Raw genomic sequence first — 22,446 nt, forward strand, 5'->3', positions numbered from 1 at the left:
GTCCTAATCTCCAAGTAAAAATAGCAGCCCGTGAAGCGTGCCGTCAGCCGAAGGTGAAGGCGAACGCCTGCACGCCGGGGTCAAGAAACTCGATCTCGAAGGTATGGTCTGCAATCGAGCCTTTTTGCCGGACGAGTTGATAGAGACGATCTTCTTTCACCACACCATTTCCCTGCTCGTCGGCATCGATTCCATGGTTCTCGCCCGGTGCTCGTCCGTCGATCTTGATACGGAAGCGAACCGGCTTGCCGTCGGCGGTGGGGCCAAGGACGAGGTGCAGATCGCGAGCTTGGAAGCGGAACAGGATCTTTCCCGGCGTCGAGTTCAGGACGGCGATCTGTCCATGATCTGTCCAATTGCCGGAGAGCGCCCATTGGTTGAGTTGTAGATGCTTCGGTGCGGTATAGAGTTGAGCGTCGTCCTGATTGAGGCCGCCCGCTGAGGCAAAGTGCTGCGCTCTTTCGTAGCCGAGATAGGTCTCGGGAGAGGCTATCGCCTCGGTGTCTGGCGCGGCCTCGGCTCCGGTTGCGCTTACCGCGACGATGCCCTGCGGCAGAGACTGCTGACCATTGCGCTCCTTCAACAAATCCTGAATCCACTTCTCGGACTCGTCATAGCCTCCCTCGCCAAAATGGTGGAAGCGTATCTTTCCTGTTGCATCGATGAAGTAATGCGCGGGCCAGTACTCGTTGCTGAATCCGTTCCAGATCTTATAGTTGTTGTCGAGCGCGACCGGATAGGTGATGCCGAGTTCGCGCATGGCCTTCTGCACGTTACCCAGATCCTTCTCAAAGGGAAACTCTGGTGTATGCACGCCGATCACGACGAGGCCGCTGTCCTTATACTTCTGCGCCCACGCGTTAACGTAGGGCAGCGTGCGCAGGCAGTTGATGCAGGAGTAAGTCCAGAAGTCGATCAGTACAACTTTTCCCTTGAGCTGATCGCGATTGAGCGGAGGCGAGTTGATCCACGCGGTCGCGCCGGAGAGGTCGGGCAGCCTCTGTCCACCGGCAGCATCGGGCGATGTGGCCGTCGCTGTCGTCGGCTGACCCGGCCGCTGCGGATGAAGATCATCGATAAGCTTCTGCTCGATGCCCGAGGTGCTGGCGAGCGAGAGGCGAGTCAACACGCCGCGATCCACGCCAAAGGCAACAGCAGCTACGCCGATCAGAACCGCGACCCCCAGCACTCGCCGTATCCAGACCTCCGCGCCAAGAGAGCGCTTCATGGCGGCAAAGACGCGTCCGCCTGCAAGCAGAGCCACGGCAAGCGAGGTCGCCGCTCCAGCGGCATAGGCGAACAACAGCAACGAGGTGTGCGCGCTGGCTCCCTGAATGGCTGCGCCAGTCAAGACAAGACCTAGAATCGGTCCGGCGCAGGGCGCCCAGAGAAGTCCGGTAGCGATGCCGAGAAGAAAGGATTGCAGCGCGCCAGAGCCAGCATCGGTCGACGAAGACTGCGTGAGCCGGTTGCCCAACCGCACCAGAGGGCGCGCGAGCCGTTCCGCAAGAGACGAAGAGAGAAGCGTAAGTCCAAAGAGCGCGAGAATGATCAGCGCCGCGATGCGGCCATACTGGTTGGCGCGAACCACCCAGCTTCCACCGAGAACGGCGATGCTGGCGACTCCGGCGAAGGTCAGCGCCATGCCCGCGAGCAAGGGAAGGCCGCTCCTGCGAAACGGCCTGTCGGCGCGCGCGAAGACGAAAGGAAGCACCGGCAGAATGCAGGGGCTGACAATCGTGAGAACACCGCCCAGATACGCCAGAACGAGCAAGACCATCGAACAACTCTCCGTGAATGAGACTACGCACTCACTGAGTAGGTTACGAGTTTTTGCGAGATTGGATTCTCAATCGAAGGAGGCGATAGCCGATGCATTGGCGGGGATAACGATGCGGACGGTGTCTCCTTCGATGCCTCGCTCGGCACCTCGTTCAACCTTGAACGAAGCGCCTGTTCCGCGGAGAGGCTCTTTCACGCTGCATTGCTCCAGCGCGGTGAGAGCTTCGGGAAGTGTGATCGTCTGGGGCTGGTCCGCTTTGTTCACCACCACAAGGACGCGCTCGCCGGAGTTCTTCGCCGCGCAGCCCTGCTGCAATTGATCGCCGCGAACGTAGATCAGCAGATTCGTGTCTGCGCGCAGCACCTGCTCCTCTCCCGTTTGCAGAACTGTGTGGGAGTGGCGGAGGTCGAGCAGACCCTTTACCCAGTCATGCATCTCTTTCTGCGCGGCAGTTCGTGTGGCAGCGTCGAAGGCGCTGGGCTGCGTGCTGTCGGCAAACCCGCCAGGGAAGTCGTGCCGGTTGTCGGGGTCTGCTCCTCCGGTCATGGCGATCTCGTCGCCGGAGTAGATCTCGGGCATGCCGCGCATGGTGAGAAGCACGGTAAACGCCAGCTTCAACTTCGCGGGCGTCGCTCCGGGCTCGCTCATAAACCGCGTGGTGTCATGGTTGCCGAGAAATGGAACCAGCCGCTCGGGATGCGGGTACAACGCGTCGAGCCGCCACACGTCGGCGAGCTTCGACATGGGCGCGTCTTGCAGGAAGACATCGCGCAGCGCGAAGTAGCTGGGGAAGTCGAAGGGGGTGTCGAGGCCGGTATCGACGCCGTTGCGCGTGACTCCGCCAGCAAAGGCGGAGGTGATAGTGGGATCGGGATTGAAGACCTCGCCCACTGTTGTCAGACGAGGATAGAGCGCGTGAAGCTGTGCGTCGTATCCGTGCCAGAATGCGCGGCCCACGTAGGGAAACGTATCGATTCGCAGGCCATCGATGCCCGCCTCTTCGATCCACCAGACGGCATTCTGCGTGAGGTACTGCGCTACGGCGGGGTCTTCCTGATTGAGGTCGGGGAGGATGTTGGCAAACCAGCCCTCGGTGACATCGCGCTGCGTGCTCCATGGTGCATGGGGATCGGTGAGCGGCTTGAAGTCGCCCTGTGCGAGGCGATGATGCTGCTTGGTTCCGTGAAACCAGCCCGGCTCGGGCGGATCGTTGACCCATGGATGCGCGGGGCCGACGTGGTTGGGAACCGTGTCGAGCACCAGCTTCATGCCGCGCTGGTGCAACGCGGTGGCCAGCGTCTTCAAGTCTGCAAGAGAACCGTAGTGCTCATCGACGGCGTACATATCGGTCGCGCCGTAGCCGTGATAGCTCCCGTCTTCGTGGTTCTGATAGACCGGTGTGATCCATACCGTGGTGACGCCGAGCTTCTGCAAGTAGTCGAGATGCTGCGTGATGCCGCGCAGGTCGCCACCGTGCCAGCCGCGCGTCTTTGCGCGATCGACGTCTCCATTGTTGGAGAGATCGCCGTCGGCGAAGCGGTCGGTCATGATGAGATACATCACGTCCTTCGAAGAGAAACCTGCAAAGCCGTCTCGCGTCTCGCGCCGTGCTGCAAAGGTAAAGGGCAACGTCGAGCTGCCAGCGATGTTTCGCGCTACAACGGAGATCGTCTCCGGCTTCGCGGGCGATGCGCTCAGCCACAGTTCAGCCCAGTGACCGTTCTTCGAAATATAAATTTGCTGAATCCGCAGAGCGTTGTCGCTCACATGAAACTGCGCGCCTTCGAGATGCTCTCCGCGCACCAGCAGCATGGGCTTCGGCATCGCGGCCCACCAGTTTGGCGGATCGATCTTCGTCATAACAGGCGCTTGTGAGCTTTGCTGCGACGGCTCTTCCGCACGCGCGAAGGGGTGCATTGACAGGACTAGAAGCGCAAGAACGGCAGCGACCAGCATCTTCATAGAAGGCTCACAGTATCAGGAATAAATAAGAGGAATGAAAAAGTGCCGCAGCGATGATCTGCCGCGGCACCCGGGAGCAAGCCATGACGCCGGTTAGAAGGTGAAGCGCAGAGCAAACTGCACCTCGCGCTCGGTGAAGTCGCGTGTCGCGTTCACCACGCCAAAGCCGCCGCTGCTGCTGGGCGCATCGCTGATGTTGCCATCAGGACTGGTGAACTGCGGCGTATTGGTCAGGTTGAATGCCTCGGCACGGAACTGCCCCAGAACGCGCTCGGTCACGTTGAAGTTCTTGAACGCGGAGACGTTCAGCGACTTGTGTCCGGGCCCGTAGAACTGGTACGGCTCCACCGTTCCTGGCCGGTAGTAGACGCCTGCCGTATTCACAGGAGGCGCTACAAAAGCTGCGGGGTTGATGTACTGGAAGCCATGCGCAAAGTTGATGCGCTGGCCAACGTTGGGCGTACCGACGAGGTCGGGACGGTTGCCCGGCGAGATCGATCCGCTGGGCGCGTTGACGCTTAGATAGATCGGCGTACCCGTGCCGAGGCTCACGAGCGGATTGATCTGCCATCCGCCGATGAGGTAGTTCAGCGCGGGGTTGACCTTGCTTCCGAACATCTTGCCACGGCCAAACGGCAGCTCGTAGAGCGCGGACGCCGTGAAGGAGTGCCGCTGATCGTTGACGGAGTTGCCGCGATTGAGGTCGAGGCGCGGCCCGCTGGCGTCGATGAAGACGTTCGAGGTCGTCGTCTCCGACGGGCTGCCCGCGGAGTTATCGATGGCGTGCGACCAGGTGTAGGCGACCGTGAACTGCAGGCCGTTCTGCAGGCGGCGATTCACTCGCGTCTGCAGACCGTTGTAGTGGGCGGTGCTGCCGTCGGCGTTCAGCGTGACGTTCAAGCCCTGCGGCTGAAAGAACTTCGCGCCGGTACCGAGCTGGTTGTTGGTGTAGTTGATGGCGTTGGCAAGATGGTCCGACTTGGTGCCGACGTAGGCGATATCCATCACTGTGTTGGAATCGAGCTGCTGCTCCACCTGCATGTTCCACTCCTGAATCATGGAGGTGGGATTGTTCTTCGGATAGGAGATGACATTGGCGTTGGTGGGTGCGGCCTCGTTGATGTTGACGATTTGCTCGGGCAGCGCCGTGGTGGCATCGAGGCTGTTGTTGTCGCAGACGCTCGCGTCGTTGATGCAGTTGGACGCAGGCGGCAGGTTGGCGGTGTTCTGCCCGGTGAAGGTGATGCGATAGCCGTTCTGTGCGTTATAGGTGGAAGTGCCGTTGAACTCGGGGTTGTTGCTCAGCTCGTTGCCGACGCCGCCGCGGTCGAGGAAGTAGAAGATGCCATAGCCGCCGCGAACGACCGTGCGCCCGTTGTTGCCCACGTCATAGGCAAAGCCGAGACGCGGTGCGAAGTTGTTGAAGTTGGTGTTGACCAGGCTGCGCGAGTTGCCGTTGACTCCGGCACGCAGCAACTGACCGCTTGCTATGTCAAAGTTCGATTGCAGGTTGTGCGTCTCGTACGGGTGAGTGTAGAGGTCGTAGCGAACGCCGAGGTTCAGCACAAGCTTGCTGCTGATCTTCCAGTCGTCCTGGGCGAAGTAGCCGGTCTCGTAGCTGGCGGTGTGGAAGTATGAGCTTGAGTTCGAGATTGAATACGAGTTGACAAATCCTGCGAGCAGATCGGTCACTTCGTAGCCGGTGAACTCGCCGGTGCCGGGGCCGATGTCGAAGAAGCCCTTGGCGTCGTTGCCCTGGAAGAAGTCGACCTCGCGCTTCATGACGCTGCCGCCAAAGCGGAAGTTGTGTCTTCCATGCGCCCACGAGAGCGTGTCGAGATACTGAAACGACTTCTGCGGAACTTCATACGGGCCACCGTCGCCGGTGTAGCTGATCTCGGAGTTGAAGCCGCCGATCAGAGCGCCGCCACCGAGAAGCGCGTTGCGGTTCGCGTTCTGGATGCCGAGGTTTTGCGAGAAGGGCACGCCTTCAAACGGATTGATGTAGCCGAAGAAGGGGCGCGAGTAGCCGAAGCGGAAGTCGTTGACGATGTTGGCGGTGAAGGTGTGGGTGTAACCGGCGGCCATGCCACGCGGATGGGTGATGTTATTTCCCGACGCGAAGCCTGAAGGCACGCCGGCCACGCTGACGGTCTTGTCATACTCGTCCTGGCCATAGCTGTAGCGGGCGAAGAGAAGGTTCTTCGCGCTCAGCGTGTAGTCGAGGCGAACGTCGAAGTCGTTGAAGTGGCGAATGTCATCCTGCACATTGGTGTAGTTGTTCTCGATGTTGTTGTTCGCATTGGGCAGCGGAAACGCATTGAGATAGGCGAGACCGGCCTTGTTGATGCGGCCCGGATCAATCACGTTGGGCTGGCCGTTGTAGTTCCACTGCTTGCAGGTGGTGGGGTCGTAGATCGCGCCGACAACCTTGGTGACTCCGGTGCAGGCGGTGTAGCCGGGTCCATTAACCGGCAGCGTGGTGAAGTCGGTCGACTGCGTAAGCAGCTCGGAGAAGTCGCCGGTGCGCATCTTTGCCGTGGGTACGGTGTTGGTGGCGACGCCCAGCGGACGATCCTGCCGCAGGCCCTGATAGTCGCCGAAGAGGAAGAGGCGGTCCTTAAGAATAGGCAGTCCCAGCGTAGCGCCGAACTGGTTCCGCTTGAAGGACGACTTCGGCGTGGTGGGTGAGAAGTAGTTGGGGTTGGCGTCGAAGACGCTGTTGCGGATGAAGTCGAACACCGAGCCGTGAATGCTGTTGGTGCCGGACTTGAGCGAGGTCTGGATGACGGCGCCGCCCGCGCGGCCAAACTCCGCCGGGGCCACGCTGGTGTTGATGCGGAACTCTTCCATCGCCTCGACCGGCGGGAAGAAGTTGATGGTGTTGACCAGCGACTCGTTGTTGTCGACGCCATCGAGGATGAAGTTATTGGCCTGCGGGCGAAGTCCGTTGACCACGAGTGCTGCGCCGCCGGTCTCGCCGTTGCGGAAGGTCTCGGAGTTGCCGCCGACTCCGCTGGCCGCGCTACCGTAGGCTCCTTGGGTGACACCAGGAGAGAGCAGGGCGAGCTGCGCGAAGTTGCGTCCGTTCAGGGGCAGTTCAGAGAGCTGGCGTCCCTGTACGACCATGCCGGTCGAGGAGGTCTCGGTGTCCACCAGCGGGGCCGCGCTTGAGACTTCGACCGTGGTGGTGGCCGCGCCGACGGCCATCCTGAAGTTGAGCGCCTGCACCTGCGAGACCGTCAACTGGAAGTTCACGGTCTGGGCCGCGAAGCCATTGGCGGCAGCCGAAGCCTGGTAGCTGCCGCGGGGGAGGACGGGAATGCTGAAGATGCCCGACGGGTCAGAGGTCGCCTTGTAGACCGCTCCGGTTGCTGTGTTGGTCACCGTCACTACGGCTGCGGGGATGACGGCGTTCTCCTGATCGGTGACGGTACCTTCGACGCGGCCGGTATCGGTCTGCGCCTTCATCACGCTGGCCATCCCAAATATCAGGCCAACCGCCAGAAGTGTCTTCGAGAGCTTTCCTGCCATCGAGCTTGAATTGAAAATTCGCTTCATACTGCCTCCCAAATAGGTTCATCCCTCGCCTGTCTCTGTTGAGATCAGGCTGCAGTCCGAGCTGCGGGGAGAACCATCGTCGGTTCGAAGCGATCACCGCAATGCTCCTCTCCCCATTTTTCGCTCAATTCTTTGTCCTCCAACAAACGCCTTCATTTCATGAACATAACTTGGCCTCATCAACTCCTTCGCCGTCAGGACGAGGCTTGTGACGACGTGGTAAATTCGTCCCAAGAGGTATTGGGCCGATGGTTCCGTCAATCGAGAGTCCGTCCAGAGTTACCTTTGGGCTCTTCGAGGCCGATCTGCAGACCGGCGAGCTGTGGAAGGCTGGCAAGCGGATCAAGATCCAGAGCCAGCCCTTCAAAGTGCTCTCCGCGCTGCTCGAACATCCCGGCGAGGTCGTCTCCCGCGAAGACCTGCAACTGCGTCTCTGGGGTAAAGACACCATCGTCGACTTCGAGCACTCGCTCGGCACCGCGATCAATAAGATCCGCGAAGCGCTCGGCGACGCCGCCGAAAATCCTCGCTTCATCGAGACGCTGGCTCGACGGGGCTATCGCTTCATCGCTCCGGTCAGCTATTCGGCGGCGGTCACTGCGTTGGCGAACCCGGCCGTGCTGGCTCCGTCCACGTCCGTAGAGCTGCAAGGCGTCTCCTTCGCCACGCCGGTGAAAGGCCAACATCCCCGATTGCGCAGCGTGCTCTATATAGTTGCGGGAGCAGCCGCGCTTGCCGCTGCCGTGGGCATAGGCATCTTCATCGGCAGCTCTCACGGCTCCATCACTCCGGCGCGGATCACGCAGATCACGCACAACGGCCGCATCGCCCCCGGCGCTCCCTCGATGGAGAGCCTGCCCGCCACCGCGACCGACGGCGTTCACATCTTCTCTTCGGTGATCGAAAATGGCCGCGCCGTGCTGTCGCAGGTCTCGATTGCGAATGGCGATGTGCTTCCGCTCTCCATCCCCAGCGATATCCCGGCTCCCTCGATGGGCGACCTCTCGCCCGATGGATCCCGGCTGCTGCTGCGCAACCATCTCTCGCCCGAGTCCGAACAGCCGCTGTGGGTCGTACCCGTCGATGGCGGCAGCGCGCTGCGCGTGGCCAACATTCTGGCCCACGATGCGACGTGGATGCCCGACGGCGACGGCATCCTCTACGCCGCTGGCAACCAGCTCTTTGTGACGCATCTTAAAGATGGGGTCTCGACTGTTCTTGCTACGCTACCAGGACGCGCCTTCTGGCTGCGCTGGTCGCCCGACCATAAGCTGCTGCACTTCACCATCATCGATCCTCTGGAGCACACGACATCGTTGTGGGAGCTTGCCGCCGGAGGCCACATCGCGCAGCCGATGCTGCCAAAGTGGAGCAGTCCGGCCTCCGACTGCTGCGGCACCTGGACTGCCGACGGCAAATACTTTGTCTTTCAGTCTGCGCACGACGGCAGCGACGACCTGTGGCGGCTGAACGGCAAATCCACCTCCAACCCGGTAAAGATCACCAACGGCCCGCTGCGTTACGAGGCTCCGCTGGCAGCGCGCAACGGGCATCGCATCTTCTTTCTTGGCCTCGATACACAGTCCGAGCTGCTGCGCTATGCCGCGGACCGCAAGGAGTTCGTGCCCGAGAGCAACTTCCTTTCGTTGGCTAATCGCGTGGACTTCTCGCGTGATCATCAATGGGTCGCATGGACCGATGCGCAGGGCCGCTTGTGGCGCGCCCGCACCGATGGCACGGAAGAGTTGCAGCTTACACCCGACGCCATGCAGGTCTTTCTCGCCCACTGGTCGCCGGACGGCAAGCAGCTTGCGCTGATGGCGCGTGAGCCGGGCAAGGCATGGCATCTCTACTCCGTGCCTGCCGACGGTGGCAGCCCGCAGCTTCTGCTGAAGGAAGAACGCAACGCCGCCGATCCCGGCTGGTCGCCCGATGGCAACTCGCTGGTCTTTGGCCGCGTGCCCGACCTGATGGGCAAGGAGAGCGGCCCCCGCGCCATCCAGCTTCTCGACCTTCGCACCCATGCCGTCACCATGCTGCCGGGGTCGGAGGGCCTGTTCAGTCCGCGCTGGTCGCCCGACGGCCGCTTCATCGCCGCCATCTCGTTCGATCAGCGCAAGCTGATGCTCTATGACGTTGCCGCGAAGACGTGGCGGCTGCTCACCGAGACCAGCGCCGCCGATCCGGTGTGGAGCGCCACCAGCGACGCTATCTATATCCATGCCTTCATGGCTCCCACCCAGCCCATCTATCGCGTCGAGGTGCCCAGCGGCAAGCTCGACGAGGTCGCCAACCTGGCCAGCTTCCACAGCGGCGAGGCGGCGGACTACTTCTTCTGCGGCATCACGCCGGATAACGTCCCGTTGGTGCGCGCACGCTCGTCCACGGGCAACCTGTACTCGCTCGATCTGGACGCGAAATAGTGCCCGGCCTGCGCGGGGACGATTCAAACGAAACGCTATATAGTTCATTCGCAGCATCTTATGGGTTGATCGAGAAATGATGGAGAGAGTACCACTCTTGCATTGCGACAATCACCGCCGATGCGGTTCCCTGTCTCTCATGAGCCTGCATTCTACGAGCTTCGCCCGCCTGCGCCTTTTGCTGTCTCTCGCACTCATCGCCTTCAGCCCATGCGCCTTTGCCCAGACTGCCGCCACGCCGAGTCTTCAGGTCGAGCCGCTGCCGAACGGCATCCGCGTCTCGAGCGGTGGCACCATTTTGCAGATCACCGCCCTACGCGACGACGTGCTCCGCGTCCGCGAGAGCCACGACGCTCCGTTGCCCGAGGACGCATCATGGGCTGTCCTCCCCGCTGCGCGAACCGCCTCGGTCGCGGTGACGCCTGAGAGCGACGGCTTCCAGACCAGCGAGCTTCGCATCAGCATCAGCCCCGATCTCCGCATCACCGTCAGCGACCTGGCCGGAAAAATTCTCCAGAGCGACAGCCGCCCCGCCGAGTGGCACGGCACCGCCTTCCACGTCTACAAGCAGAAGTATGGAGACTCGCACTTCTTCGGCCTCGGCGACAAGCCCGGCCCACTCGACCGCGCCGGCGAGTCCTTTACCATGTGGAACACCGACTCCTTCGGCTGGCAGGAGTCCACCGACCCCATCTATAAGAGCATCCCCTACTTCATCGACGACCGCGAAGGCCGCGCGCTCGGCGTCCTGTTCGACAACACCTGGCGCACCTTCTTCGACTTCGGCAAAGAGGTGCCCGATCAATACTCCTTCGGCGCTCCCGATGGCCCACTGGACTACTACCTGATGTACGGCCCCGCTCCCAAACAGGTGGTCGAAACCTACGCGTGGCTCACCGGACCCACGCCGCTGCCGCCGATGTGGACGCTCGGTTTCCAGCAGTCGCGCTACAGCTACTATCCGCAGTCGCAGGTCATGGAGATCGCCGACCGCCTGCGCAAAGACCGCATCCCCGCCGACGCCATCTATCTCGACATCGACTTTCAGGACCACAACCGTCCCTTCACCGTGGACAAGCAACGTTTCCCACACTTTGCACAGATGATCCACGAGCTTGCAGAGAAGAACTTCCATGTCGTCGCGATCACCGACCTGCACATCGCGAAGCTGCCCAATGCGGGCTACGCCCCGTATGACTCCGGCACCGCGGGCGATCACTTCGTGAAGAACACAGACGGCACCGTCTACACCGGTATCGTGTGGCCGGGTCCGTCGGTCTTTCCCGACTTCACGCGCGAGATCACGCGGCAGTGGTGGGGCACGCTCTACAAAGGCTTCGTCGATGAAGGCGTCTCCGGCTTCTGGAACGACATGAACGAGCCCGCCGTCTTCACCTACCCCTCGAAGACCATGCCCGACGACGTGCAGCATCGCATCGCCGAGCCCGGCTTTGCGCCGCGCACGGCGATTCATCTGGAGATCCACAACGTCTACGGCATGGAGAACTCGCGCGGCACGCACGACGGTCTGATCGCGCTGCGTCCTAACGAGCGTCCCTTCGTGCTGACGCGTGCGAGCTACGCCGGTGGCCAGCGCTACGCGGCGACGTGGACCGGCGACAACAGTTCCACGTGGAACCACCTGCGCATGACCGTGCCGCAGATTCTGAACCTCGGACTCAGTGGCTTCGCGATGTCGGGCGCCGACGTGGGCGGCTTTGCCGGATCGCCTTCGCCTGACCTGCTCACGCGCTGGCTCCAGCTCGCGGCCTTCCAGCCTATAGACCGCGACCATGCCGCCAAAGGCACGCGACCGCACGAGCCATGGGTCGATGGGCCGATGCACGAAGATATTCGCCGCCGCTTTATTAATGAGCGCTATCGCCTGATGCCCTACCTCTACACCGTCGCCGAAGAGATGTCGCGCACCGGCCTGCCCATCGACCGTCCGCTGTTCCTCGAATTTCCTCATGCCACCGCCGATGGTCATCCCATCGACCTCGACGCAGGCAACGAGTTTCTGCTCGGCCCCGACCTGCTGATCGCGCCTGCACCTTCGCCCGACGAGGTCGCGCAGTACGAAGTCAATCTGCCCCCCGGTATCTGGTACGACTACTGGAGCGGCCAGCGCCTCGACCGCCGCGCACAGACTGTCGCGCGCGATCTCGAACAGCGCGATGCTGCCCAACCCAACAAGCCGCTGCTCATCACGCCGAAGCTGGCCGAGCTGCCGGTCTATGTTCGCGAAGGAACGATCCTGCCCATCGCTCCTCTGACGCAGAGCACCTCGGAGAAGCCAACTGGGCCGCTCACGCTGCGTGTCTACGCAGGCGAAGACTGCCACGGCGACATCTATCTCGATGACGGCAAGACCTTCGACTATCGCTCGGGCCAGTTCTTCCGCCAGCACTTCACCTGCGCGGTCACCGCCGATCATCATCTCGTCGTGCACATCGCAGCATCCGAGGGCAGCTTCGTTCCGTGGTGGAGCCAGCTCCGCATCGAGGCTATGGGCTGGTCTCCTGTGGCGAAAGAGCTGGCGTCACCCACTGTGAAGTTGCCGCTGCGGCAGGTTGGTAACGCATGGACGGCCACTGTTGCGGCACCACACAGAGCGGCGGCTATGGATCTTACGCTTGAGTAGCTGGATGTGGAGAGTGCTGCGTGGATTGGGGAAATACAGGGGTCTCTCCACTGCGCTTCGCTCCGGTCGAGATGACGTGCTTTTGTGTGCTCCCTAATCGAGCCCAAACTAACTCAACCGAATCATAAACGCACGTCATCTCGACCGAAGGCGGCGTTTTTGCCGCCGTAGCGGAGAGACCCCTGTATTTTGCTTTTAAAGAATGCGTATCGGTTCCACTATATTGATCCGATGCCTCCCCAAAGAAAATTCGTCGCCATCAAGTCGCTCTCACAAATAGCCCGAGCCTCTGCGATGCTGGCCCTCTTTATGGCTCCCTGCGCCGCGTTGTGTCAGCAACCCTGGACCATCAGCCCGTTTCACCGGCCCGTCACGGCACCAGTCATCACGCCCAATCCGCAGTCGGTCTTCTCCGATCCGCTGCGGCAGCACCCTGTTCACTGGGAGGCGTCGAACACCTTCAACCCGGCGGCGGTCGTACGCAACGGAAAGATCTACGTGCTCTATCGCGCCGAAGACGATAGCGGCCCCAGGGTGATCGGCATGCACATCTCGCGGCTGGGGCTGGCTTCGAGCGACGACGGCATTCACTTCGTTCGCAACGCCGAGCCAGTCTTCTATGCCGCGAACGATGCGCAGAAAGACCGCGAGTGGCCGGGCGGCGTCGAAGATCCGCGTGTGGTTGAGGCTCCCGACGGCAGCTACGTGCTGACCTACACGCAGTGGAACCGCAAGTCCACCAGCATCGGCATCGCCACCTCGAAGGACCTGATGCTCTGGACGAAGTATGGGCCTGTGTTTCCGCCGAGCGATCGTCCGGCATTTCACAGCTACAAGTCATCGGGCATCGTGACGCAGCTTGTGAACGGACGCCTGATCGCTGCGCGGATTCACGGCAAGTTCTGGATGTACTGGGGCGAGGTCGAAATTCATCTGGCCACGTCGCCTGACCTCATCCACTGGACTGCGCTCGAAGATGAGAAGGGCGATCCGGTGGTGCTGCTCAAGCGCCGAGAAGACCGCTTCGACAGCGGCTTTCCCGAGGTTGGCCCACCGGCGGTGCTGACACCGAAGGGCATCGTGCTTTTGTACAACGGCAAAAATGGTACAGCGCATGGTGCAGCCGGGCTCGATCCCGGCGCGTACTCAGTTGGCGAAGCGCTGTTCTCTGCGGACGATCCGGCGAAGTTGCTCGAACGTACCGACGAACCGGTCTTCAAGCCCGAGATGCCCTTCGAGCGCAGCGGGCAGTATCCCACGGGAACGACGTTTGCCGAGGGGCTGGTCTTCTTCAAGGCGAAGTGGTTTCTCTACTACGGCTGCGCCGACTCTTTCGTCGGAGTCGCCGTTGCGGAACAGCCTGCTCGCTAACCATGTGCGGCCTGCATGGCCTATCATTCTCATGACTTCCGAAGCCGCAGTTCAGGAGGAGACAGATGAAGGCCAGAGTCGAGAGGATCGCCGCGCTTGCGCTGCTCGGTGTTCTCCTCCTGCCTGCTGCGGCCCTCGCGCAAACGGCTTCATCGCCTACGCTCAATGATGTGCTGCAGCAGCTCGACAATAATCTTCATCGTTACGATGCCCAGGTCCCCGACTTCTATTGCAGCGAGCACGTCGTCTCTTCGTTGACCTATGGCAACACGCATCAGATCTCGGTCAACGATTCGATCTTCCGGCTGAAGCGCGTCACGCATCCCAGCGGAATAACGACGCTCGATGAGTCGCGCGAGACCAAGGCAGTGAACGGGGCCGTCGCGGAAAAGCAGATTCAGGGTCCAACGACCCTCAGCGGCGTCTTCTCGGGCGGTCTTGACGTCGTCAGCCTCGACCAGCAATCGTGCATGAGCTACGCGCTCGAACCGACGAAGCCGGGCAAGCCGTACGTCATTCAATTCGCCACGCTGCCGGGAAAGCATGACAACTGTCTGCTCACCGAAGAGAGCAATGGCCGGGTCTTTATCGACCCGGCCACGATGCAGGTCAAGCGGCTGGAGCTTGTCGTGCCCCACCACATCATTGTTCCGCAGACGGTCGGCGCCTGGCGCATCACCATCGTCTACGCTCCGATGCTGCTCGATGGCCGCACCTTCTGGATGCCCACGACCATCGCCTCGACTGCGGACTCAACCTACGAGGGCACCGAGACGGAGTGGGCCTTCAACGCTGCCTACAGCAACTACCACAAGCTCGAAGTCAGCTTTCGCATCCTGCCTCCGAGCGACTCTGCCACGCAGTAACTAAGCAGCCTCGTCTTCTCTGCGTTGCGGCTTCTGACGAAGCAGCAGCGGAAGGATGAAGAGGATGGCGATGATCGTCGTGATCATTCCACCCACCACGACGCGGGCCAGCGGCTGCTGCGCCTGCGCTCCGATGCCGTTTGAGAGCGACGCGGGCAACAGGCCAAGGCCAGCCGCGAGGCATGCCATTACCACTGGACGCATCTCGTCGATGCAGCCCTCTTCGAGCCCCTTGTCGGTTCGTCCATCTTCGGTGATGCTCTCGCGTTGTGCGCGGCGCACGCCCGACATGAAGACCACCGCTCCCAGCGTGGCCACTCCTATCAGCGACGTGAAGCCCACTGCGGCGGAGATACTGAACGGCGTTCGCGTCACGAACAGCGACGCCGCTCCACCGACTGCGGCAAACGGCAGCGTGGCGATGATGATGAACGCATCCTTCCACGTATTGAACTGGATGAAGAGCAGCACCACGATGATCGCCAGCGAGATGGGGATGATGACGGCGAGCCGCCGCTGTTCTTTCTTGAGCGAGTCGAACTCACCCGCCCAGGTGTAGTCGTATCCGGTCGGCAGCTTCACCTGCTGCTTGAGCCTTCCCTGCAGATCGTTGATGGTGGTCGAGAGGTCGCGTCCGCGCACGCTGAATTTAATCGGAATGTAGCGGCGGCCTCCCTCGCGATAGATCATGAAGCTGCCTTCGCGAATGCTTACATCGGCCACCTGTCCCAGCGGAATGCTGCCGCCGTCTGCGGTCGGGATAAGAATGGCGCGAATGGCATCGGGGCTGCTGCGATCGCCTTCGGGATAGCGTACCGTCAGGTCGAAGCGGCGGTCGCCTTGAATGACCTGCGTGACCGGCGCGCCGCCGATGGCAGCCTGCACTGCGGCGTTGATGTCCGCCGACAGCACACCGTAGCGTGCCGCCTTGGCGCGGTTGGTCTGAATGATGAGCGACGGCTGCCCGCCCACCTTGAAGACGCCGACATCGGCGACGCCGGGAACGGACTTCATCACCGTCTCGATCTTGTCGGCAAGACTGGTCAGCGTGTCGAAGTCATCGCCGAAGAGCTTGAGCGAGTTCTCGCCCTTCACGCCCGACATGGCCTCTTCGACATTGTCCTGAATGTTCTGCGAGAAGTTCAGCTCGATGCCGGGAAAGCGCGACAGCCGATTGTTCATCTCTTCGATCAGCTCAGGCTTCGTCAGCCCAGGTCGCCACTTGTCGGCAGGCTTCAGCGCGACCGAGACTTCGATATTGTTGAAGGTGCTGACGTCGGTGCCGTCGTCGGGGCGTCCCATCTGCGAGACCGTCTGCGTCACCTCGGGCGACTCCGCGATGACAGCACGAATCTGGTTCGCCATCGTCGCCGAGGTGTCGAAGGAGATGTCCTGCGGCAGCGTCGCGCGGATCCATAGATTTCCTTCTTCAAGCGGAGGCATGAACTCGCCGCCGACGAAGATGAAGCACAGCACACCCGCCAGCAGCATTATCGCCGCGCCCATCCAGACAGACTTGGGATGGCGTAGCGTGCGATGCAGGACCTTCTCGTAGCCATGGCGCAGCGAGCGGCTCAACCACGTATAGCCGTCGCCTACCTTCTGCACCGTAGGCGCGGTCAGATAGCCGAGCACCGGAGCGAAGACCAGCGCGAACAGCAGAGCGCCCAGCAACGCGAATCCGTAGGTGACCGACATGGGCGAGAAGATCTGCCCGGCCACGCCCTGCATGGTGAACAACGGAATGAAGGCCACCACGATGATGCCCGTCGAAAACAGCACAGGCCGCGCCGCGTCGGTGACGCCTTCGACGATCAGCTCGCCGGTCTCTTCGCCTTCGATGCGCCGCGACAGTTTTCGATAGATGCTTTCGAGCACGATGATCGATGCATCGACGAGAATGCCGAAGTCAATCGCTCCTATGGAAATTAAATTCGCGGAGCGTCCCGCAAGCACCATCATGCCGAAGGCGAACAGCACCGCGAATGGAATGGTGACCGCCGCGATGAAGGTAATGCGCAGGTCTCCCAGCATCGACAGCAGCACCAGCGTCACCAGGATCAGCCCGGTGATGATGATGTCGCGCACGGTGTGGGTCGTCTGGTTGATGAGCGTGGTGCGGTCGTAGATGGTGCTGATCTTCATGCCCGGCGGTAGCAGGCTGCCCGCGTTCAGGCTGGTGATCTTTTCTTTCAGCGCCTTCAGCGTCGGCAGCGATTTCTCGTCCTTCTGCAACAGCACAATGCCGAGCACGATGTCGTTCTGCTTGTCGCGCCCGACCTGTCCCAGCCGTGGCTGAAAGCCCTCGCTGACCGTGCCGATGTCGCGCACGGTGATGGGCGTGCCATTCTTCTCCGCCACGACAATCGCACCGATGTCCTCGGCCGTGTGCACCTGTCCGACTGCGCGCACGTTGACGTTCTGGTTGCCGAGCTGCAAATAATTTCCGCCCGCGTTGGCGTTCGACGACTGCACCGCGTTGATGACCTGCGGCAGCGTGACGCCGTAGCTCAACAGCTTGTTGGGGTCGGCCTCGATCTGATACTGCCGCGTCGTGCCGCCGAAGGTGGTGATGTCGATGACGCCGGGAACCTGCTTCAGTTCGCGGCGCACCAGCCAGTCCTGCGTGGCCTTGATCTCGTTGAGGGTGTAGCCGTGGCCTACGAGTTGATAGCGAAAGATCTCGCCGATAGGCGACCACGGTGACAGTTGTGGCTGCAGATTATTCGGCAGCGACAGCGTCTGCAGACGGTTCAACACCTCTTGGCGATCGCGGAAGCTGTCGCTGTCGAAGTCGAAGTACAGCTTCACGTCGGAGAGCCCGAAGATGCTGATCGAGCGTACCTGGTCAAGATGCGGCGTGCCGTTGATGGTGGTCTCAACCGGTACGGTGACCTGTTGTTCCATCTCTTCGGCAGACCACGAGGGGTTCTGCGTGATGATCTCGACCAGCGGCGGCGAGGGATCGGGATACGCCTCAATATCGAGGCGCGTCACCAGGAAGCCGCCGAGCGCGAGCATGACGAAGAAGAGGATCAGGATGATGGTGCGATAGCGGATGAAGAGGCGAATGAGTGGCTGCACGCTTAGTCTCCGCTCGTTGGGCGAAGCAGAGCGCCGCCGGCTGTGACGACCTTGTCGCCGTCGTTGAGACCGTTGAGGACTTCGATGTTCTTCACCGTACCCGAATCGAGCGTGCGGCCCACGGTCACAGCGCGCTGATCGAATCCTCCCGCAGCATTCGCGATGAAGACGAATGTCTTGTCGGCTTCATGCAGCACCGCCGTCGCGGGCAGGATATAAGTTGCATGGGGAACGCCTGCCACTCGAATGGTGGCAAACATATCGGACTTCAACTGGTGCTTCGGATTCGCCAGAACCACGCGCACCTTCAGCGTGTGCGTCGTCGGGTCCAGCGCGTCGGAGACATTTTGGATGTGGCCCGTGAGCTTCAGGTCGGGATAGGCAGGCACCACGATATCGACCGCTCTGCCTGGACGGACCGATGCAAGGTCTTTCTCGAAGACGTCGCCCACCACCCACACCGTATCCAGATTTGCGATGGTGGCAATCGAGGTTGCGTTGTCCAGCGAGCGCTGCATCTCACCCGTTGCCGTGCCGATGTCGAGCACAGCGCCGGAGATCGGTGCGCGCAGCGCAACCGTGTCGGCCACGCTGTTCTCGGCAAAGCCAAGCTCGCGAATATGCTGGCGCGAGCGTTCGAGTTCCGAGTGCGCAACATCGTCGGTGGCCTGCAACTCGGCGAAGTCCGCCTGCGACAGCACATCGTGCGTCAGCAGCAGTTTGCCGCGAGCGAGTGCGCCGTTCGCGCGGATCACTTCGATCTTTGCCTTCTCAAAGTCCGATCGCGCCACCGCGATATCGTTGCTCTGCAACTGCGCGATCACCTGCCCCTTCACCACATTTTGTCCGGGCAGGATGTTGAGGCCGAGGATGCGCCCGCTGAGCGGCGGATAGATGTGGACGACGTGCGCCGGGTCGGCCATGATGTGCGCTGGTACTTCGAGGTAGTCCGTGCTCTGGGTCGCGTGCACGACAGCGGTATCGACACCGACGTTGGTGGGCTGCTTTTCAGCCGCGGGCGGCGTATGGTTGCAGGCCGTCAAGGGAAAGACGGAGAGTGCAAGGACTGACAAAATTTCAATGCGTGGCTTCAAGATTTTCATGGGAGGATGTCCGTCGCGGTCGCGTAGCTGAGTTGGTGAATGGCAAGCCACACCTGAACATTGGCGTTGAGGCTGCTGAGATGAATGGAACGGTAGTCGCGCAGTGCATCGAGGTAATCAAGCAGCGTCGAGTTTCCGTTGCGATAGCTGAACTGCAGGTTGTCGCGCACGCGCCCAGCCTCGGCGAGGTAATGCGTGTTGTAGCGAACCGCCTGGTGCTGCGCGGTGTCGAGCGCGAACCACGCCTGGTCGACATCGGAGACGACCTGTGTGCGCGCTGCCACCACGGCTAGCCTGCTGGAGTCGATCTCGTAGCGCGTACGTTCCTTCTCGCCCTGATTGCGGTCGAAGATGCGCAGTGGAATCGAGAGGCTGACACCGAAGGTGTTGTCTGCGCCGCTGCGCTCATACTCGCTCGCCAGCGTCGGGTCGGCGGTGCCGCTGGCGATGGCGAAGCGTGCATTGGCCTGCGACAACAGCAGCGACTGCTTCGCTGCCTGAAAGTCCGGACGCGCGTCAAGGGCGCGAGTCTCGGCGTCGGCCATCGTCAGCGCAAGCTGTGGCGGCTCGAGCGTGCCGGTGACGTCGAACGTCGGCGACGGATGATCGATGCCGAAGAGCTGCTGTAACTGCGCGCTCGATTGTTGCAGGTTCAGACCGGCGGAGTCGTCGTCGGCCTCGAACTGCGCCTGTTGCAGGTCGATCCGCTCGAAGTCGGTGCGAGTAATGTCACCGGCATCGAGACGCTGCTTGCTCAGGTCGACCGTCTTGCGATAGTCGGTGAGGTTCTCTTCGGCGATCGCCAGCGCGGCCTTGGCGGCGAGCATGTTGGTGAAAGCCTGCCGCACGCTCAGCACCAGTTGCCGCTGCTGATCGTGGAGCTGGCTCTCGGTCACCAGCGCCGTGTCGGTTGCGCCTTCCATCCGCCAGCGGCGCTTCTGCCCGCGCTCGAACAGCCGCGAGACATTGGCCGAGTAGTAATAAGGGTTGCCGCCGTTGTCGTTGACCTCGGGCAGCGTGACCCCCTGGCCCAGCAGGGTCAGCGTCGGGTTCTGCCTTGCCTCGGCGGTCAGCATGGTGGAGCGCACGGCAGAAAGATGCTCGCGGGCCGAGGCCAGCGAGGGATTGTCGGCCACGGCGCGATCGACCGCCTGCTGCAGCGTGATCGGCGCAGGCTGGACCGATGAGGGCGGTGATTGTGCTTGAAGAGACGGCCATGCCATCGAAATGGCGCACAGCACGTAGAAAAATTTCTGCGTCATACTGCCTTCAGTGTCTGGATTTTAAGAGCTGATAAGGGACGAGCTTCTGCTAGCAGGCGAAAAGACCTGCCACGGGAGGCGGTCGAACGCCAACGGCTCGAATTAAGCCGGTCAGAAGTTTTTCGGCAAAGATGCGCGGGCGCAGTCGTGAATAGAACAGCGGCGCGGCCATGTTCAGGACGACCAGCACGATTGCCCCAAGCAGGCTGAACAGGCCAAGGACCGCGATCTGGCCAAGAGGAGCTTCGCTCGATCGCATCATATGTTCCAGCTCGCTCGGCGTGCTCATCGCGACGCGGTCGTCGGTCATGGAGATCGCCGGGAACAGCAGCACTAGCAGCAGCAGCAAGGCGACCAAAGTGGTCCACTCAAACTCAGCGTGTCCCTTGCGAATCGCCCACACCCACCCCGAGATAAGGAAGATAGACAGTGCGGCCCATGCGAGATTTAGAAAAAGCTCCACGCTGCGCCGAGAATAGCACAATTGGATCAACGGAGCTGTATTCCGGCGATGGTTCAGGCGCTGCTTTTACGACGCAAAACGTCACCAGGATCCCCAGATGGCCGCCAGAAAGGCACGTCATCTCGACCGGAGCGAAGCGTAGTGGAGAGACCCCTGTATTTGTTTTAACCTTCGGTTCTCAATCTCCTCGCCGAATGTTCAGCCCCGATGCGTCGGCAAAATACAGAGGTCTCTCCACTACGGCGTGCGATAAAGCCGCACGCCTTCGGTCGAGATGACGTACATCAGTGGCAGGTCGAGATGACATGCGTCGGGGTGGCCGAGTTCACCTGGCAGGCAGGGCATCTGGAAATCAAGGCCGGATCGTCTTTAAATCGGTGTTAGCCTTTTCGGCTCGCGCAAACTGCATCCACTCGATCACGGCTTCACGACGATGCGGCAGACCGCGACTTCACCGTTGCTGTAGGGACAGTCCAGACCGCTCTGCTGCCGCCTCTCGACGATGACCCACGTCACCGGAGAGATCTCGGACAGGCGCTCGAAGTCAGTCGGCCCAAAGCTGCGCCAGCCCGCGAGCATTTGTTCCTGCTGCTGCCAGTCGTCGAGCAGGCGAGGAAACATGGTGACCGCGCCGCTGTCCTTATAAGCGTCCGCCAACATGCTGCGGTCGGCAAGCGCGCGAAAGCCATGGACATCTTCGCCGCGAATCGCCATATAGTTCGGAGTGAGCGCGAAGACCGCATCGACGGGCGTATTTGCGCGGGCCCATGCAAAGGCCTCAAGCCAGGCATTGCCGTCCGTGCGTCCGGGCAGCTCGATGTGCGGGCTGTACGCATACTCGCTGCGGTCGAGCGCGAACATGCCGAGCGCGAGAGGGACAAACAGCGCGATCCATCGCCACGGCTTCGCCTGAAGCACATACTCGCCGATTAGGCCGCCGAGCATCACGAACATCAGCAGGTAGACGAGGTGGAACATCCGCATCGGTTGCAGGCGGGTGAAGTTGTCGAAGCGATGGCTCGCCGAAAAAACGAGGAAGACCACGGTCGAAAAAACTCCCAGCACGATGAGCGCGCGGCTCGTCTTCGCCATGGCAGCGGACGCAGCCCGAGGCGTTCGCCACGCGACGAGTGCCAGCAGAAGCAGCGGAGCAATCGCGCCGATCCACTCGTACCAGTGCCAGCGATAGGCAAAGAAGTAGGTGCGGCTGTAGAGCACCGCCTGATAAGCTCCCGTCGCCGGCTGAAGACTGAAGCTGTGCAGCAGCCCCGCGCTCGGAGCAGCCAGCGCCAACAGCCGTACGGGTTGCTCCGTGTTGGTCGCCGAGCTGCGGTCGATGTACCAGTAGAGGATCAAAAACGCGGCGCAGTAGACCGCCATCTGCGGATGAAAGAACGCTGTGACCACCAGCCACACGAAGGCCATTCGCAGCCGTCCGCGCAACAAAAAGCCGATGGAGAGCAGAGCGAATGGTGCGGAAAACGACCGTGCCGAGAGGTAGTTATCGGAGAGCACAAGCGCGGTCCCGGCAACCGGAACCGGAAGCAGCGCGGCCAGCAGCGCGACCGCTCCCCAATGCGCGCGCGCGCTGCGAAAAAAAATCTGCGCCAGTTGCCAACCGGCGATCAGGATCAGAAAAATGCAGCCCACATGCCAGAACAAGACAGCGGACTCGACGGAGACATGCAGCAGCCGCGCCGAATATCCCACCAGCGGAGAGAACAAAGAGAGATGCGCATGGCTTTCAAAAAACTCCGCGCCAAACGGATAGAGCCTCGGATTGAAGACCTTCTTGATCGCGGGGATGTAGATCTCGCCATCGTCCACGCCAAAGTGATAGCCCTGCGCCAGCACTGCCGCGCACGCCAGAAGAAACAGGCGAAGCAATGGATAGCGAAGGTGCTGCGTCCTGTCTTCTGTCAAA

At 61.5% G+C, this 22,446-nt stretch carries 12 protein-coding genes; 4 read left to right on the forward strand and 8 right to left on the reverse strand.

Going from position 1 to position 22,446, the window contains the following annotated elements; all coding sequences use genetic code 11:
- Positions 1–43: 43 nt before the first annotated feature.
- From GSQ81_RS15005 to GSQ81_RS15015, 3 genes are all read right to left on the reverse strand, one after another.
- Complete coding sequence (locus GSQ81_RS15005; protein WP_158911491.1) at positions 44–1,780, reverse strand: cytochrome c biogenesis protein DipZ; 1,737 nt, start codon at positions 1,778–1,780, stop codon at positions 44–46.
- Between the two features lie 69 nt (positions 1,781–1,849).
- Positions 1,850–3,745, reverse strand: coding sequence for an alpha-amylase family glycosyl hydrolase (locus GSQ81_RS15010; RefSeq protein WP_158911492.1), 1,896 nt, complete (start codon positions 3,743–3,745; stop codon positions 1,850–1,852).
- 93 nt (positions 3,746–3,838) lie between these two features.
- The gene (locus tag GSQ81_RS15015) at positions 3,839–7,306 is read right to left on the reverse strand and encodes a TonB-dependent receptor (protein WP_158911493.1); all 3,468 of its coding nucleotides are present in this window, start codon (positions 7,304–7,306) and stop codon (positions 3,839–3,841) included.
- 248 nt (positions 7,307–7,554) lie between these two features.
- Here GSQ81_RS15015 and GSQ81_RS15020 point away from each other — a divergent pair, with 248 nt between their 5' ends.
- The 4 genes from GSQ81_RS15020 (at position 7,555) to GSQ81_RS15035 (ending at position 14,610) form a co-directional block, all read left to right on the forward strand.
- On the forward strand, positions 7,555–9,729 hold the full coding sequence (locus GSQ81_RS15020; RefSeq protein WP_158911494.1) for a winged helix-turn-helix domain-containing protein: 2,175 nt from the start codon (positions 7,555–7,557) through the stop codon (positions 9,727–9,729).
- Between the two features lie 139 nt (positions 9,730–9,868).
- Entirely contained in the window at positions 9,869–12,373 is a 2,505-nt protein-coding gene (locus tag GSQ81_RS15025) for a TIM-barrel domain-containing protein (protein ID WP_158911495.1), read from the forward strand.
- 189 nt (positions 12,374–12,562) lie between these two features.
- The gene (locus GSQ81_RS15030) at positions 12,563–13,744 is read left to right on the forward strand and encodes a glycoside hydrolase family 130 protein (RefSeq protein ID WP_254060218.1); all 1,182 of its coding nucleotides are present in this window, start codon (positions 12,563–12,565) and stop codon (positions 13,742–13,744) included.
- Positions 13,745–13,809: 65 nt separating this feature from the next.
- Positions 13,810–14,610 carry a hypothetical protein gene (locus tag GSQ81_RS15035; protein ID WP_158911496.1) on the forward strand — a complete coding sequence of 267 codons (801 nt, stop codon included), beginning with the start codon at positions 13,810–13,812 and terminating at the stop codon, positions 14,608–14,610.
- On the opposite strand, the gene GSQ81_RS15040 is transcribed toward GSQ81_RS15035, so the two are convergent.
- The 5 genes from GSQ81_RS15040 to GSQ81_RS15060 form a co-directional block, all read right to left on the reverse strand.
- Positions 14,611–17,694 (reverse strand): efflux RND transporter permease subunit, encoded by a 3,084-nt coding sequence (locus GSQ81_RS15040; RefSeq protein ID WP_158911497.1) that lies wholly within the window; start codon positions 17,692–17,694, stop codon positions 14,611–14,613.
- Positions 17,695–17,696: 2 nt separating this feature from the next.
- Positions 17,697–18,797: an efflux RND transporter periplasmic adaptor subunit gene (locus GSQ81_RS15045; RefSeq protein ID WP_158911498.1), complete on the reverse strand. Its 1,101-nt coding sequence runs from the start codon at positions 18,795–18,797 to the stop codon at positions 17,697–17,699.
- Positions 18,794–20,020, reverse strand: coding sequence for a TolC family protein (locus tag GSQ81_RS15050; RefSeq protein ID WP_254060219.1), 1,227 nt, complete (start codon positions 20,018–20,020; stop codon positions 18,794–18,796). Before GSQ81_RS15050 ends, GSQ81_RS15045 begins: the two co-directional genes overlap by 4 nt.
- An 88-nt stretch (positions 20,021–20,108) precedes the next feature.
- Complete coding sequence (locus GSQ81_RS15055; protein WP_158911500.1) at positions 20,109–20,522, reverse strand: hypothetical protein; 414 nt, start codon at positions 20,520–20,522, stop codon at positions 20,109–20,111.
- Positions 20,523–20,939: 417 nt separating this feature from the next.
- Positions 20,940–22,445 (reverse strand): DUF6798 domain-containing protein, encoded by a 1,506-nt coding sequence (locus GSQ81_RS15060; protein ID WP_158911501.1) that lies wholly within the window; start codon positions 22,443–22,445, stop codon positions 20,940–20,942.
- Position 22,446: the final 1 nt, after the last annotated feature.

The sequence above is a fragment of the Granulicella sp. L56 genome (genome assembly GCF_009765835.1).
Taxonomy (GTDB): domain Bacteria; phylum Acidobacteriota; class Terriglobia; order Terriglobales; family Acidobacteriaceae; genus Edaphobacter.